This window comes from Pseudomonas sp. ES3-33, from assembly GCF_000952175.1.
GTDB classification, from domain to species: domain Bacteria; phylum Pseudomonadota; class Gammaproteobacteria; order Pseudomonadales; family Pseudomonadaceae; genus Aquipseudomonas; species Aquipseudomonas gregormendelii.
On record NZ_JZRI01000121.1, the window covers coordinates 1 to 14,458 of the forward strand.

The window sequence follows — 14,458 nt, forward strand, 5'->3', positions numbered from 1 at the left end:
CTGCGCCGTCCGCCGTGAATAAACTCTGCGCAAAGCCACTTGTATACAATTACAAAACGTAAGAGGCACAAAACAATGAGCAAAATGAGAGCAATCGAAGCCGCCGTTCTGGTGATGCGCCGTGAGGGGGTTGATACCGCTTTTGGCATCCCGGGCGCCGCGATCAACCCGCTGTACTCCGCCTTGCAAAAGGTCGGTGGCATCGATCACGTCCTCGCTCGCCACGTTGAAGGTGCCTCGCACATGGCCGAGGGCTACACCCGCACCAAGGCTGGCAACATCGGCGTGTGCATCGGCACTTCGGGACCCGCTGGTACGGACATGGTCACCGGGCTCTACAGCGCCTCGGCCGACTCGATTCCAATCCTCTGCATCACCGGCCAGGCCCCCCGCGCCCGTATGCACAAGGAAGATTTCCAGGCGGTGGACATCACTGCCATCGTCAAGCCGGTCACCAAGTGGGCGACCACTGTGATGGAACCGGGCCAGGTGCCCTACGCTTTCCAGAAAGCCTTCTACGAAATGCGCTCCGGTCGCCCGGGCCCGGTGCTGATTGACCTGCCGTTCGACGTGCAGATGGCCGAAATCGAGTTCGACATCGACGCCTACGAACCACTGCCACTGGCCAAGCCGACCGCTAACCGCGTGCAGATCGAGAAGGCCCTGGCCATGCTCGACCAGGCTGAGCGCCCATTGCTGGTCGCCGGCGGTGGCATTATCAACGCCGACGCCTCCGAGTTGCTGGTGGAGTTCGCCGAGCTGACCGGAATTCCCGTTATCCCGACCCTGATGGGCTGGGGCACGATTCCGGACGATCACCCATTGATGGTGGGCATGGTCGGTCTGCAGACCTCGCACCGCTACGGCAACGCCACGATGCTCAAGTCCGACCTGGTGCTGGGCGTGGGTAACCGTTGGGCCAACCGTCACACCGGCTCCATCGACGTCTACACCGAAGGCCGCAAGTTCATTCACGTCGACATCGAGCCGACCCAGATCGGCCGCGTGTTCACCCCGGACCTGGGCATCGTTTCCGATGCTGCCGCCGCGCTGACCGTGTTCATCGAAGTCGCTCGCGAATGGCAAGCAGCCGGCAAGCTGAAAAACCGTAGCGCCTGGCTGCAGGACTGCCAGCAGCGCAAGGCCAGCCTGCACCGCAAGACCCACTTCGACAACGTGCCGGTCAAGCCGCAGCGCGTGTATGAAGAAATGAACCAGGTGTTCGGCAAGGACACCTGCTACGTCAGCACCATCGGTCTGTCGCAGATTGCCGGCGCGCAGTTCCTGCATGTGTACAAGCCGCGTCACTGGATCAACTGTGGCCAGGCCGGTCCGTTGGGCTGGACCATTCCGGCGGCACTGGGCGTGGTCAAGGCAGATCCGAGCCGCAAGGTCGTGGCGCTGTCGGGCGACTATGATTTCCAGTTCATGATCGAAGAACTGGCCGTGGGCGCGCAGTTCAAACTGCCGTACATCCACGTTGTGGTAAACAACTCGTACCTGGGCCTGATCCGTCAGGCGCAGCGCGGTTTCGACATGGACTACTGCGTGCAGCTGTCCTTCGATAACCTCAACGCTCCGGAACTCAACGGTTACGGTGTCGATCACGTCGCGGTCGCCGAAGGCCTGGGTTGCAAGGCACTGCGTGTGTTCGAACCGGCTCAGATCCAGCCTGCCCTGCGCAAGGCCCAGGAACTGATCGAAGAGTTCAAGGTGCCGGTGATCGTGGAGATTATCCTGGAGCGTGTGACCAACATTTCCATGGGTACCGAGATCAACGCCGTCAACGAGTTCGAAGACCTGGCGCTGGTCGGCAACGACGCACCGACTGCGATTTCGTTGCTCGACTGATCCACTATTGTTGATGGTTCGCCACGTGTAGGAGCTTCCGCAGGTTCGGGCCGCGTTCGGACGATCTTTTGATCTTTGATGCTGAAGATCAAAATCAAAAGATCGCAGCCTGCGGCAGCTCCTACACAGAGCCATCATTCTCAATTTATAACAGGAGATCACCATGCCGCGTTTCGCAGCCAACCTGTCCATGCTGTTCACCGAACAGGATTTTCTTGCCCGTTTCGAAGCGGCCGCCAAGGCCGGTTTCAGTGGTGTCGAGTACCTGTTTCCTTACGATTTCAGCTCGGCCGAGATCAAGGCCACCCTCGACGCCAACGGCCTGACCCAGGTGCTGTTCAACCTGCCGGCCGGTGACTGGGCCAAGGGCGAGCGCGGCATCGCGTGCCTGCCGGATCGGGTTGAAGAATTCCGCGCCGGTGTCGACCTGGCGATTGCCTACGCGCAAGTGCTGGGCAATACCCAGGTCAACTGCCTGGCGGGCATTCGTCCACAAGGCGTGGATGACGCCACCGTGGAAAAAACCTTTGTCGCCAACCTCAAGTACGCAGCCGACAAGCTGCAGGCGGCGGGGATCAAGCTGGTCATGGAAGCGATCAACACCCGCGACATTCCGGGTTTCTACCTGAACAACACGGCCCAGGCCCTGTCGATTCGCGAACAAGTGGGCAGCGCCAACCTGTTCCTGCAATACGACATCTACCACATGCAAATCATGGAAGGCGACCTGGCCCGCACCCTGCAATCGCACCTGGGCGAGATCAACCATGTGCAGTTGGCCGACAACCCGGGGCGTAACGAACCCGGTACCGGTGAGATCAACTACCGCTTCCTGTTCGAGCACCTGGACCGCATCGGTTACCAGGGGTGGGTGGGTTGCGAATACAAGCCGTTGACCACCACTGAAGCCGGTCTGGGCTGGCTCAAGACCCACAACGCGATCTAAACGAACATGACATCTCTGTAGGAGCTGCCGAAGGCTGCGATCTTTTGATCTTGATTTTGAAGATCAAGATCAAGATCAAAATCAAAAGATCGCAGCCTTCGGCAGCTCCTACAGGGAACCGCATAAAACAAGAGGAATTTCTCATGGCTAAAATCGGATTTATCGGCACCGGCATCATGGGCCACCCAATGGCGGCGAACCTGCAAAAAGCCGGTCACAGCCTGTTCCTGTCGGCACACCACGACGCCGCCCCTGCTGACCTGGTTGCCGCCGGCGCGATCGCCCTGGCGAACCCGAAAGAAGTCGCCCAGGAAGCTGAAGTCATCATCATCATGGTGCCCGATACCCCACAGGTCGACGACGTGCTGTTCCGCGCCGACGGCGTCGCCGCCGGTATTGGCAAAGGCAAGATCGTCATCGACATGAGCTCCATCTCGCCGACCGCGACCAAGGCCTTCGCCGCCAAGATCAACGAAACAGGCGCCCAGTACCTCGACGCACCGGTGTCCGGTGGTGAAGTCGGCGCAAAAGCCGCGACCCTGAGCATCATGGTCGGCGGCGATACCGATGCCTTCGAACGCGTACTGCCGCTGTTCCAGGCCATGGGCAAGAACATCACCCTGGTGGGCGGCAATGGCGATGGGCAGACCGCGAAAGTGGCCAACCAGATCATCGTGGCGCTGAACATCCAGGCCGTGGCCGAAGCGCTGCTGTTTGCTTCGAAAAACGGCGCCGACCCGGCCAAGGTGCGTGAAGCGCTGATGGGTGGTTTTGCTTCCTCCAAGATCCTCGAAGTGCACGGCGAGCGTATGATCAAAGGCACCTTCGATCCGGGTTTCCGTATCAGCCTGCACCAGAAGGACCTGAACCTGGCCCTGGCCGGTGCCCGCGAGTTGGGCATCAACCTGCCGAACACCGCCAACACCCAGCAAGTGTTCAGCACCTGCGCGGCGATCGGTGGCAGCAACTGGGACCACTCGGCACTGATCAAGGGCCTGGAGCACATGGCGAATTTCTCGATTCGCGATAAATAAACCCTGCACAAACCCTGTGGGAGCTAGCCTGCTAGCGATGAAATCAACGCGGTGTGTCTGTTAGACCTCAGCGCCTGAATCGCCAGCAGGCTGGCTCCCACAAGGAGCAGAGTTGCTCCACCTCCAATAACAAGAATTCCGGGAGCCTGCCATGTCGGTCGATCCGCAACAATTTCTTCGCGACCTGTTCGCCACCGCCATCGACGCGGCCCATCCACAACACGTTCTCGAAGCTTACCTGCCACGTGATCGCACGGGCCGGGTGATCGTAATCGGCGCCGGCAAAGCCGCTGCTGCCATGGCTCAAGTGGTCGAACGCTGCTGGCAGGGCGAAGTCTCCGGCCTGGTGGTCACCCGTTACGGCCATGGCGCACCCTGCGAAAAAATCGAAGTGGTCGAAGCTGCGCACCCGGTGCCCGATGCCGCCGGCCTGGCCGTGGCCAAGCGCGTGCTGGAGCTGGTCAGCAACCTGAGCGAAGACGACCGCGTGATCTTTCTGCTCTCGGGCGGAGGCTCGGCGCTGCTCGCCCTGCCCGCTGCCGGCATTACCCTGGCTGACAAGCAGTCCATCAACAAAGCCCTGCTCAAGTCCGGCGCCACCATCGGCGAGATGAACTGTGTGCGCAAGCACCTCTCGGCGATCAAGGGTGGCCGTCTCGGCAAGGCCTGCTGGCCTGCCACCGTTTACACCTACGCCATTTCCGACGTACCGGGCGACCTCGCCACGGTCATCGCGTCCGGCCCGACCGTGGCCGACCCAAGCACCAGCGCCGAAGCCCTGGCGATCCTTAAGCGCTACGCCATCGAAGTTCCGGCGTCCGTACGCGAGTGGCTGCAAAATCCCGAATCGGAAACTGTAAAACCTGACGACCCGAGCCTGGCCCGCAGTCATTTCCAGCTGATCGCCCGGCCTCAACAGTCGCTGGAAGCGGCCGCAGTGAAAGCCCGGCAAGCTGGTTTCAGCCCGCTCATCCTCGGTGACCTGGAAGGCGAATCCCGGGAAGTGGCCAAGGTTCACGCCGGCATTGCGCGGCAAGTGGTGCTGCATGGTCAGCCACTGCCCGCCCCGTGCGTGATCCTTTCCGGCGGCGAAACCACCGTGACCGTGCGTGGCAATGGCCGGGGTGGGCGCAACGCCGAATTCCTCCTCAGCCTGACCGACAGCCTCAAAGGCCTGCCTGGGGTGTACGCCTTGGCTGGCGACACCGATGGCATTGATGGTTCCGAAGACAATGCCGGCGCGATCATGACGCCCGACAGCTACGCCCGTGCCACCGCCCTGGGCCTGAGCGCCAGCGATGAACTCGACAACAATAACGGCTACGGTTATTTCCAGGCGCTGGACGCCCTGATTGTCACCGAGCCGACCCGCACCAACGTCAACGATTTCCGCGCCATCCTGATCCTCGAGAGTCCTAAAAATGACGCCTGACAAGAAGGTTAAAATCCTCGCCACCCTCGGCCCCGCCACCGACGGTATTGACGACATTCGCGAGCTGGTCGAGGCCGGGGTCAATATTTTTCGCCTGAACTTCAGCCATGGCGATCACGCCGATCATGCTCAGCGCTACCAGTGGATCCGCGAAGTCGAGCGCCAGCTCAACTATCCGCTGGGCATCCTGATGGACCTGCAAGGCCCCAAGCTGCGGGTCGGCAAGTTCGCCGAAGGCAAGGTGCAGCTGGTGCGTGGTCAGGCCCTGCGCCTGGACCTGGATGCAACACCGGGTGATGAGCGACGAGTCAACCTGCCCCACCCGGAAATCATCGCCGCGCTGGAGCCGGGCATGGACCTGCTGCTCGATGACGGCAAGCTGCGCCTGCGGGTGGTAACCAAATACGCCGACGCCATCGACACCACGGTGCTCAATGGCGGCGAGCTGTCGGACCGCAAAGGCGTGAACGTACCGCAAGCGGTGCTGGAGTTGAGCCCACTGACGGCCAAGGACCGCCGCGACCTGAGTTTCGGCCTGGAGCTGGGCGTGGACTGGGTGGCGCTGTCGTTTGTACAGCGCCCGGAAGACATCCGCGAAGCACGCTCACTGATAGGCGACAAAGCGTTCCTGATGGCCAAGATCGAGAAGCCCTCGGCGGTCACCCAGTTGCGCGAAATCGCCGAATTGAGCGATGCGATCATGGTGGCTCGCGGCGACCTCGGCGTGGAAGTGCCCGCCGAAAGCGTGCCGCAGATCCAGAAGAACATCATCAGCACCTGCCGCGAGCTCGGCAAACCGGTGGTAGTGGCCACGCAGATGCTCGAATCGATGCGCTTCTCCCCTGCGCCCACCCGCGCCGAGGTGACCGATGTCGCCAACGCCGTGGCTGAAGGGGCTGACGCGGTGATGCTCTCGGCGGAAACCGCCTCGGGCGAATACCCGCTGGAAGCCGTGCAGATGATGAGCAAAATCATCCGCCAGGTGGAAAACGGTCCGGACTACCAGGCGCAACTGGATGTGAGCCGGCCAAAAGCCGAGGCCACGGTGTCCGATGCCATCAGCTGCGCGATTCGCCGCATCAGCAACGTGCTGCCGGTCGCGGTGCTGGTCAACTACAGCGAGTCGGGGGCCTCCAGCCTGCGCGCTGCTCGTGAGCGGCCGACGGTGCCCATCCTTAACCTGACACCAAACCTGCAGGCCGCCCGCCGCTTGACCGTGGCCTGGGGTGTGCACTCGGTGGTCAATGACCGGCTGCGCCAGGTGGACGAAGTGTGCTCGACGGCACTGGAGATCGCACAGGCCCAGGGCATGGCCCAGCGCGGCGACACCTTGCTGATCACTGCGGGTGTGCCGTTTGGGCAGCCGGGGTCGACTAACTCGTTGCGTATCGAGACGTTGATCTAGAACGCCTATATCGGCCTCATCGCCAGCAGGCTGGCTCCCACATTGGTTTTGTGTCGTTCACATCATCAAGGCTGAACGGAGATTCAGTGTGGGAGCCCGCCTGCTGGCAATGCAGGCGCCCCATTTCACCTGACACACAATAAAAATGCCTGCCAACCACTTCAACACCCACTGCCCCGATTGGGCTACTGCCCTGCTCAACGGCTTCAGCCAGATTTTCCTCCAGCGGCACCCGCTGTTTGGCTTGCTGTGCCTGTTGGCCATTCTGTTCACCGCGCCCGCCCTGCTCGGCGGCGCACTGCTGGGCGGAGTCGCCGGCTTGCTTACCGCGCAACGTCGCGGCTACGCCAAGGCCGACCGTCAGGCTGGACTATTCAGCTACAACGGCGTGCTGCTCGGTTTGCTGCTGAGCCTGTATTTCCCTTGGTCCGCGTTGCTGCCACCGCTGATCATTGCTGCGGGCGGGCTGAGTGCGATGTTCACCCAACAGTGGCTCAAACGTGTGCGCTTCAGCCAGTACCTGCCAGCCTATACGGCGCCATTCGTGGTACTGGGCTGGTTGCTGTTGTGCTTCGCCACGCCCTCGAGCAATGCGCAGTTGATCGAAATCAGCCCGCAGAACATCCTCGCCGCTCCACTCAAAGGCCTGGGCCAGGTGATGTTCCTCGGTCATCCGCTGGCCGGCGCGATGATTGCCGCCGGCTTGCTGATCGCCGACCGTCGTGCCTTCTGCTGGGCGATGCTGGCGTCTGTCGCGGGCATGGGCTGGAGCATGCTGCATCACGACTTCTACAGCGCATTGATCGGCCTGGGTGGCTACAACGCCGTACTCGCCGCCCTTGCCTGCAACTCACTGCACCAGAAGCCTTGGCTGCCGCTGCTCGGAATTGCATTCGCACTGATACTGACACCGGTGTTTGCCGCCATCGGCCTGCCGACGCTGACCGCCCCTTTCATCCTCGCCTGCTGGCTGATCCGCACGGTTGTGCAAATGCTCGGAAAGGCCGCTGTCGCCCATACGCCTTGCGCTCTGGAGGAGAATCAACCTAGGCTTCGCTGATCATTGGTTCAGGCGGTATCCATGGACAGCAGCAGAAACTGGCGTGAAGAGCTTTACGTCATGGTTTTCCAGAGCGACACCAAGGCGGGGCGGCGCTTCGACGGCATTTTGCTGTTGATCATCCTCGCCAGCATTGTGATTGTGATGCTCGACAGCATCGACTCGATCCACCAGAACTACGCCAACGTGCTGGCGTATATCGAGTGGGGCTTCACGATTATTTTCGCCATCGAGTACGGCTTGCGGTTGTACTGCTCCCCCAAGCCGTTGCGCTACGCATTCAGCTTTTACGGGCTGGTGGATTTGCTGGCGATCGTGCCCGGCATCCTGGCGCTGTATTACGCCGACGCGCAGTACCTGCTGATCATCCGTATCATCCGCATGTTGCGGATATTCCGTGTGCTCAAGCTCAGCCCCTATCTCAAGCAAGCCAACTACCTGATGTCGGCGCTGCGTGGCAGCAAGCAGAAGATCGTGGTGTTCCTGGTCAGCGTATGCACCCTGGTGACGGTGTTTGGCACGCTGATGTACGTGATCGAAGGCCCGGAACATGGCTTCACCAGCATCCCCAAAGGCATCTATTGGGCGATCGTTACGCTGACCACCGTGGGCTTTGGCGACATCGTGCCGAAGACCCCGCTGGGCCAGGTAATTTCGTCGCTGGTGATGATCACCGGTTACTCGATCATCGCCGTGCCCACCGGGATTTTTACCGCAGAACTGGCCAACGCCATGCGCGGTGAGCAGCTGCAACACGACTGCCCGGTGTGCCGCAAGAACAGTCACGAACACGGCGCCGCATTCTGCTCGCGCTGCGGCAATGCGCTGTTCAAGAAACTGGAATAAGCACAGAGCTTTTTAATCTTTAAAGGACTATGCCGCTGCCGTTATAGTCGCTGCGGTAAGATGCCGACACCTACTGGACCTGAAAAAATGACCCCGTAGGAGCTGCCGAAGGCTGCGATCTTCTTCCTCAAATCAGGATCAAAAGATCGCAGCCTTCGGCAGCTCCTACCAAACAAGGAATGCGCAGTGAAAAAACTCTTTGGTGCCTCACTTCTCGCCGCTGGCCTGGCACTGACCGGCATGGCTCAGGCCGCACCGACCCTGCTCAACGTTTCCTACGACGTGATGCGCGATTTCTACAAGGACTACAACACTGCCTTCCAGAAGCACTGGCAAGCCGAGCACAACGAAAACATCACCGTACAGATGTCTTTCGGCGGCTCCAGCAAACAGGCGCGTTCGGTGATCGATGGCCTGCCCGCTGACGTGATCACCATGAACATGGCCACCGACATCAATGCCCTGGCGGACAACGGCAAACTGGTCCCGGACAACTGGGTCACCCGCCTGCCGAACAACAGCGCGCCATTCACCTCGGCCACCGTGTTCATCGTCCGCAAGGGCAACCCGAAAGCCTTGAAAGACTGGCCCGACCTGCTCAAGGAAGGCGTGCAAGTCATAGTGCCGAACCCGAAAACCTCGGGTAACGGTCGCTACACCTACCTCTCGGCCTGGGGTTACGTGCTGAAAAACGGCGGTGACGAGAACAAAGCCAAGGACTTCGTCGGCAAACTGTTCAAGCAGGCTCCGGTGCTCGATACTGGCGGCCGCGCGGCCACCACCACCTTCATGACCAACCAGATCGGCGACGTGCTGGTGACCTTCGAAAACGAAGCGGAAATGGTTGCCCGCGAATTCGGTCGCGACCAGTTTGAAGTCATTTACCCCAGCGTCTCCGCCGAAGCCGAGCCGCCAGTGTCTGTGGTCGACAAAGTCGTCGAGAAAAAAGGCACCCGCGCAGCCGCCGAGGAATACCTGAAGTACCTGTGGTCCCCGGAAGGCCAGGAAATCGCGGCGGCGAACTACCTGCGCCCGCGTGACCCGGCAGTACTGGCCAAGTACACCGATCGCTTTCCGAAAGTGGATTTTCTTTCGGTAGAGAAAACCTTCGGTGACTGGCGCACCGTGCAAAAAACTCACTTCAATGATGGTGGGGTTTTTGACCAGATCTACGGCGGCCAGTGATCACTGAGCGGTAATGAAAAAGGCGACCTGAGGTCGCCTTTTTTGTGGGTGTGCACTTTAACTGGAGCTCCCCCCAAACTGCAGGGGGAAGGTCTGTTGGAGCAAGGCCTGTGGGGCCAAGGTCTGCTGTGCTAAGTATGTGGGAGCAAGGCTTGCCCGCGATGAACGATGACACGGTCTTCTCAGGGCTCTGCGACCATCAAGGCAAAACCGCCTCCACCTCAATCTCGATCAACCACTCCGGCAAAGAAAGCCCACTGACAATGACCCATGAAGACGCAGGCGGCTTATCCGCAAACCGTTCCAGCAGGACGCGGGTTATGTGGTCCTGCTCATCCCTTGCAGACTCCGCGACGTAAATCCGCATCATGACCACATGCGCCAGATTCCCACCGGCCTCATTCAAAATGCTCTCGATATTCTGGAAAGCTTTGACCGTCTGCTCGTACAGCCCGGGCGCAACCGTGCGCTCGAACTCATCGACCCCCACCTGACCAGACAGCAGCACCCGCCGCCCACCAGTGACTTCCACGGCCTGGCTGAATCCGTATTGAAGAGAATCAAAAACGGTCGATGGATTGATAGTTGTTTTCAGCATGGAAACTCCCTGTTCGTTGAAACGAATCGGGAAAACTAAACCAACCCAATGGCGAGTTCTACCCGGAGTATGGCCGCTGCAACACCGGGAAACTCAATAACCAGCGACCGTCGATTCGTCGCTACTCCTGAGGTTCGATGTTATCCAGCGCACGGTTTACCGCCAACTCGGCCAGCATGATGATCTGCGCTATTCCCAACAGGGCGTTGCGATACGGGCCAGTGATAAAGCCTGCCAGGTCGTTGGCCATCACATTCGCCGATGCAAGGGATTCGCAGGCGTGGGCCAGCAAGGTTTCGGTGGCGATGTCAGGGGCGATCATGAACATGCTTTCGGGTTTGTAGGGGGTTTCAGCGTGTTTAAGGGCGCTGAAGTTGAGATAGTTTTGTTGGGCTGAATCGTCAGATTCAGTGTGCTCTTCGTCTGGCTGCGGGGGGTTGGGCGTGGGTTTGAACATGGTGAAGCTCCTTGATTAATGGAGCCGCCACTGTTCGCTGCGAAACGAGGGAGGTGGCAGCTGTACGCAGGTTCGCAGACCGGGAATCAAGGAACCCGGCAGACCCGAAGATCTCCCGCGCACAGCCGCCATAACGAAATGCAGCGGACGTAAAAAACGCCAACTGAACGTAACGGTAGCGCTGAGCGCCTTGATTGACCCGGGCTGCGAAACCCGATCACTGATGAGCAGTGACGGAAATCAAGCTACCGGACGCGTCCAAACCGCACAAGCCGGCGGATTCTGACGTAGTTGTAGGCAAAGGCGCAAGGCGACGTAGCCTGCTTCCTACATCCGACATCATGCGGTGTTTGTCAGACCGCCATCGCGGGCAAGCCCGGCTCCCACAGAGATGTCAGCCGTACAAAAATGTTGCGTACACCACCAGTACCCTGTGGGAGCAAGGCTTGCCCGCGATGGCAATCTCCCTGCCGCATCGTTGTCGAATGTGCAGACGCCATCGCCAGCAGGCTGGCTCCCACAGTGATCTGCGCCGTACATAAATGCTGCGTCCACCAGCACTACCCTGTGGGAGCGGACTTGCCCGCGATGGCAATCTCCCTGCCACATCAATGTCGAATGTGCAGACGCCATCGCCAGCAGGCTGGCTCCCACAGTGATCTGCGCCGTACATAAATGCTGCGTCCACCAGCACTACCGTGGGAGCAAGGCTTGTCCGCGATGGCAATCTCCCTGCCGCATCGTTGTCGAATGTGCAGACGCCATCGCGAGCAGGCTCGCTCCCACAGAGATGTCCGCCGAACACAAGTGCTGCATGGTCATGTTCGCTATGGCAGCACATGTAAGTAAATGTATCATCAGCCTTAGTAAGGCACGCGGTTGCTCCTCAATCATTGCGCAAGGGCATGATTACTATCACTCCAAAATCGCTTCCACCCCTCCGCCCTGCCGCTTAGCCTGCACACATTCCTCAATTGTTCACGAGACACCTCATGACTCCAGCGAACCCAGTGCCTCAGGGCACCGCGACGATGACCCGCGGCATGGTCCTGCTATTTGCCTTTTGCTGTGGCGCGATCGTGGCCAACATCTACTATGCCCAGCCGATCATTGGCCTGATCGCGCCGGACATCGGCCTGACCAGCACCATGGCCAGCCTGATCGTTTCATTGACGCAGATTGGCTACGCGCTGGGGCTGTTTTTCCTGGTTCCTCTGGGTGATCTGCTGGAAAATCGGCGGTTGATGATCATCACCACGCTGGTGGCCATTGCCAGCCTGCTGGGCGCGGCGTTTACCGATCAGCCGAACGTGTTCCTGCTGATCTCATTGCTGGTGGGCTTCAGTTCGGTGTCAGTGCAGATCCTGATCCCCCTCGCCGCACACCTGGCCCCGGAGGAATCCCGTGGGCGCGTGGTCGGCGGGATCATGGGCGGTTTGTTGCTGGGGATCTTGTTGGCACGGCCGGTCTCCAGTGTGATCGCGGACCACTTCGGCTGGCGTGCGATGTTCGTGATTGCCGCGGTGTTGATGGCTGCAATCAGCGTCGTATTGGCCCTGACAATTCCCAAGCGCAAGCCTGATCACAGCGCGTCCTACGGACAACTGCTTGGCTCGCTGTGGACGCTGCTGCGTAATCAGCCAGTGCTGCGTCAGCGCGCGTTCTACCAAGGCTGCATGTTTGCAACCTTCAGCCTGTTCTGGACCGCGGTGCCGCTGGAGCTGGCGCGTAATCATGGATTGTCGCAAACCCAGATCGCCATTTTCGCCCTGGTCGGCGCCATCGGTGCAATCGCGGCCCCTATCGCCGGGCGTCTGGCTGATGCCGGGCACACGCGCATCGCCTCACTGCTGGCCCTGGTGTTCGCCAGCCTGAGTTTCCTGCCGGCCTTCATCCACCCGCTCTACAGCGTCATAGGCCTGGCGGTGACCGGCGTAGTGCTGGATTTCTGCGTGCAGATGAACATGGTGCTTGGGCAACGTGCGGTCTACGCGCTGGACGCCACGAGCCGCAGCCGCTTGAACGCCTTGTACATGACCAGCATCTTCATCGGCGGCGCCTTCGGCTCCTCCGTGGCGAGTGCGGTGTACGAACACGGCGGCTGGTTGTGGATCGTGATCGTGGGCAGCGCTTTTCCTGTTCTGGCGTTGTTGCGGTTCCTGAGTGTTTCAGAAAAACGCTCACTGGCAGCCGCGTAAAGCACCAAGTGTTGCGGGCAGGCGCACTGCTGCCCGCGCGCTGGTAGTCGCAATCATTGGCGAACCAGCTTTTCCATCGCAGCATCGGCCAGGAAGGACGAGCGGCTCTTGATGTTGTGGTCGCGCACGTAGCGATCAATGCGCTGGATGACGTACCCGGGAAGTGTCACGTTGACCTTCTCGGTCTTGCCCATGTATGGCGAGATATCCAGCTCCAGCATGCCCCACCCCATGTTTGCAAAGTCGTGATTACCACGGTGCTCGGCTGCGGAGGTCGGCATGGGAATCGTGTCCCCTCCACTGGCAATCTCCTGCAGCATGATGTGGGCGATCTCGACGGCCGCATTGTAAGCATCTTCAAAGGTATCTCCGGCCGTCACTGCGCCAGGAATATCGGGGATCTGAATACCGATGGCGGTGTTCTCGTCGCCCCACTCGATACAGATTGGGTATTGCATTATGGATCTCCTGCGCAATTGGCCGTCGGGTAGTCGAGCCCCGCACGCCTCCTGATGCTCTTGACCGTGCCCACCGGCAAATCCTTTTTCGGATGCGGCACGGGGATGGTGTACGGGTTGTAACGGTGAGTGAAGACGTGATGACTGCCAGTAACCCGATCCAGCACCCAACCTGCCTCCTCCAGCTCCTTGATCAATAATCTGCTCTGCACCGCGAGCCACCTTGCCACACCAAAATAAAGATAACCCTAGAGTTATCTTTATTCAAGCACAAAAATTCGAATTTTCACGGGCGGGTGTTTTGCAGTATGTGATTCTGGGGAATCAAATTACTGGCCGAGCGGCTATCAGCCTATTGGTGCGGGGTGGATGCAGTCGACTCTCCGTCAATACACCTCAACAAGCACTCAACCGTATCCTCCAGCGCCCCCGAGTTATCGATCACACACAGCGCCGGATCGTGCTCCGCAAGTACCTGTTCACTGAACCGCGCATTGCGCGCCAGCCGTGCCTCGATCTCTTCGACCGATTCACGCCCGCGAGCCAGCAAACGCTCACGCAGCACGCTCTGCTCCACGGTCAGCAACAGGACAAGCAAATCCGGATAACGCTGCCGGGTTGCCGGCAGATGACCGCGCGAGCCATTGACCAGGACGTTCTGCCCTGCGGCCAGCCAATCGTCGATTTCACGGGGGATGCCGTAGCACAACCCGTTGGCGCGCCAGCTAAGGGCAAACTCGCCCCGGGCCTCGAGCCGGGTGAATTCATCCAGGCTCACGCCCAGCGCCGACTCACCCAGGGCTTCAGCCGAGCGGGTAATCACGCGCCGCACGATGCGGCAGTTACGTTCGGCCAACCGCGTTCTTGCGGCATCCAGCAGGCTGTCCTTGCCCGAACCTGAAGGTCCGATGAGATAGATCAACCTGCCTGCCATCCATTCACTCTCTTCATTTTTCGCAGGATTGGGTACACGTGGGGCAATCAAGAA

At 60.0% G+C, this 14,458-nt stretch carries 14 protein-coding genes; 9 read left to right on the forward strand and 5 right to left on the reverse strand.

Going from position 1 to position 14,458, the window contains the following annotated elements; all coding sequences use genetic code 11:
* Nucleotides 1-75 precede the first annotated feature (75 nt).
* The 8 genes from gcl (at nucleotide 76) to UB23_RS20740 (ending at nucleotide 9,759) form a co-directional block, all read left to right on the forward strand.
* On the forward strand, nucleotides 76-1,851 hold the full coding sequence (gene gcl, locus UB23_RS20705) for a glyoxylate carboligase (protein ID WP_045061176.1): 1,776 nt from the start codon (nucleotides 76-78) through the stop codon (nucleotides 1,849-1,851).
* Nucleotides 1,852-2,014: 163 nt separating this feature from the next.
* Entirely contained in the window at nucleotides 2,015-2,797 is a 783-nt protein-coding gene (hyi, locus tag UB23_RS20710) for a hydroxypyruvate isomerase (RefSeq protein ID WP_045061177.1), read from the forward strand.
* A gap of 143 nt (nucleotides 2,798-2,940) precedes the next feature.
* Nucleotides 2,941-3,831, forward strand: coding sequence for a 2-hydroxy-3-oxopropionate reductase (locus UB23_RS20715; protein ID WP_045061178.1), 891 nt, complete (start codon nucleotides 2,941-2,943; stop codon nucleotides 3,829-3,831).
* 151 nt (nucleotides 3,832-3,982) lie between these two features.
* Complete coding sequence (locus UB23_RS20720; RefSeq protein ID WP_045061179.1) at nucleotides 3,983-5,263, forward strand: glycerate kinase type-2 family protein; 1,281 nt, start codon at nucleotides 3,983-3,985, stop codon at nucleotides 5,261-5,263.
* The gene (gene pyk, locus UB23_RS20725; protein ID WP_045061180.1) at nucleotides 5,253-6,668 is read left to right on the forward strand and encodes a pyruvate kinase; all 1,416 of its coding nucleotides are present in this window, start codon (nucleotides 5,253-5,255) and stop codon (nucleotides 6,666-6,668) included. The genes UB23_RS20720 and pyk overlap by 11 nt, the downstream gene beginning before the upstream one ends.
* Nucleotides 6,669-6,813: 145 nt before the next feature.
* Nucleotides 6,814-7,728: an urea transporter gene (locus UB23_RS20730; protein WP_045061181.1), complete on the forward strand. Its 915-nt coding sequence runs from the start codon at nucleotides 6,814-6,816 to the stop codon at nucleotides 7,726-7,728.
* Between the two features lie 21 nt (nucleotides 7,729-7,749).
* On the forward strand, nucleotides 7,750-8,574 hold the full coding sequence (locus UB23_RS20735) for an ion transporter (RefSeq protein WP_045061182.1): 825 nt from the start codon (nucleotides 7,750-7,752) through the stop codon (nucleotides 8,572-8,574).
* Nucleotides 8,575-8,760: 186 nt separating this feature from the next.
* Nucleotides 8,761-9,759, forward strand: a complete 999-nt coding sequence (locus UB23_RS20740) for a sulfate ABC transporter substrate-binding protein (protein ID WP_045061183.1) — start codon at nucleotides 8,761-8,763, stop codon at nucleotides 9,757-9,759.
* Between the two features lie 199 nt (nucleotides 9,760-9,958).
* On the opposite strand, the gene UB23_RS20745 is transcribed toward UB23_RS20740, so the two are convergent.
* Nucleotides 9,959-10,357 carry a RidA family protein gene (locus UB23_RS20745; protein WP_045061184.1) on the reverse strand — a complete coding sequence of 133 codons (399 nt, stop codon included), beginning with the start codon at nucleotides 10,355-10,357 and terminating at the stop codon, nucleotides 9,959-9,961.
* A gap of 121 nt (nucleotides 10,358-10,478) precedes the next feature.
* Entirely contained in the window at nucleotides 10,479-10,814 is a 336-nt protein-coding gene (locus tag UB23_RS20750; RefSeq protein ID WP_045061185.1) for a DUF6124 family protein, read from the reverse strand.
* Between the two features lie 992 nt (nucleotides 10,815-11,806).
* Here UB23_RS20750 and UB23_RS20755 point away from each other — a divergent pair.
* The gene (locus UB23_RS20755) at nucleotides 11,807-13,012 is read left to right on the forward strand and encodes an MFS transporter (RefSeq protein ID WP_045061186.1); all 1,206 of its coding nucleotides are present in this window, start codon (nucleotides 11,807-11,809) and stop codon (nucleotides 13,010-13,012) included.
* A 53-nt stretch (nucleotides 13,013-13,065) separates the two neighbouring features.
* Here the strand turns inward: UB23_RS20755 and UB23_RS20760 are convergent, their stop codons facing one another.
* The 3 genes from UB23_RS20760 to phnN form a co-directional block, all read right to left on the reverse strand.
* Entirely contained in the window at nucleotides 13,066-13,470 is a 405-nt protein-coding gene (locus tag UB23_RS20760; RefSeq protein WP_045061187.1) for a type II toxin-antitoxin system HicB family antitoxin, read from the reverse strand.
* Nucleotides 13,470-13,682 (reverse strand): type II toxin-antitoxin system HicA family toxin, encoded by a 213-nt coding sequence (locus UB23_RS20765; RefSeq protein ID WP_045061188.1) that lies wholly within the window; start codon nucleotides 13,680-13,682, stop codon nucleotides 13,470-13,472. The genes UB23_RS20760 and UB23_RS20765 overlap by 1 nt, the downstream gene beginning before the upstream one ends.
* Before the next feature lie 140 nt (nucleotides 13,683-13,822).
* Nucleotides 13,823-14,404 carry a phosphonate metabolism protein/1,5-bisphosphokinase (PRPP-forming) PhnN gene (phnN, locus tag UB23_RS20770; protein ID WP_045061189.1) on the reverse strand — a complete coding sequence of 194 codons (582 nt, stop codon included), beginning with the start codon at nucleotides 14,402-14,404 and terminating at the stop codon, nucleotides 13,823-13,825.
* Nucleotides 14,405-14,458: the final 54 nt, after the last annotated feature.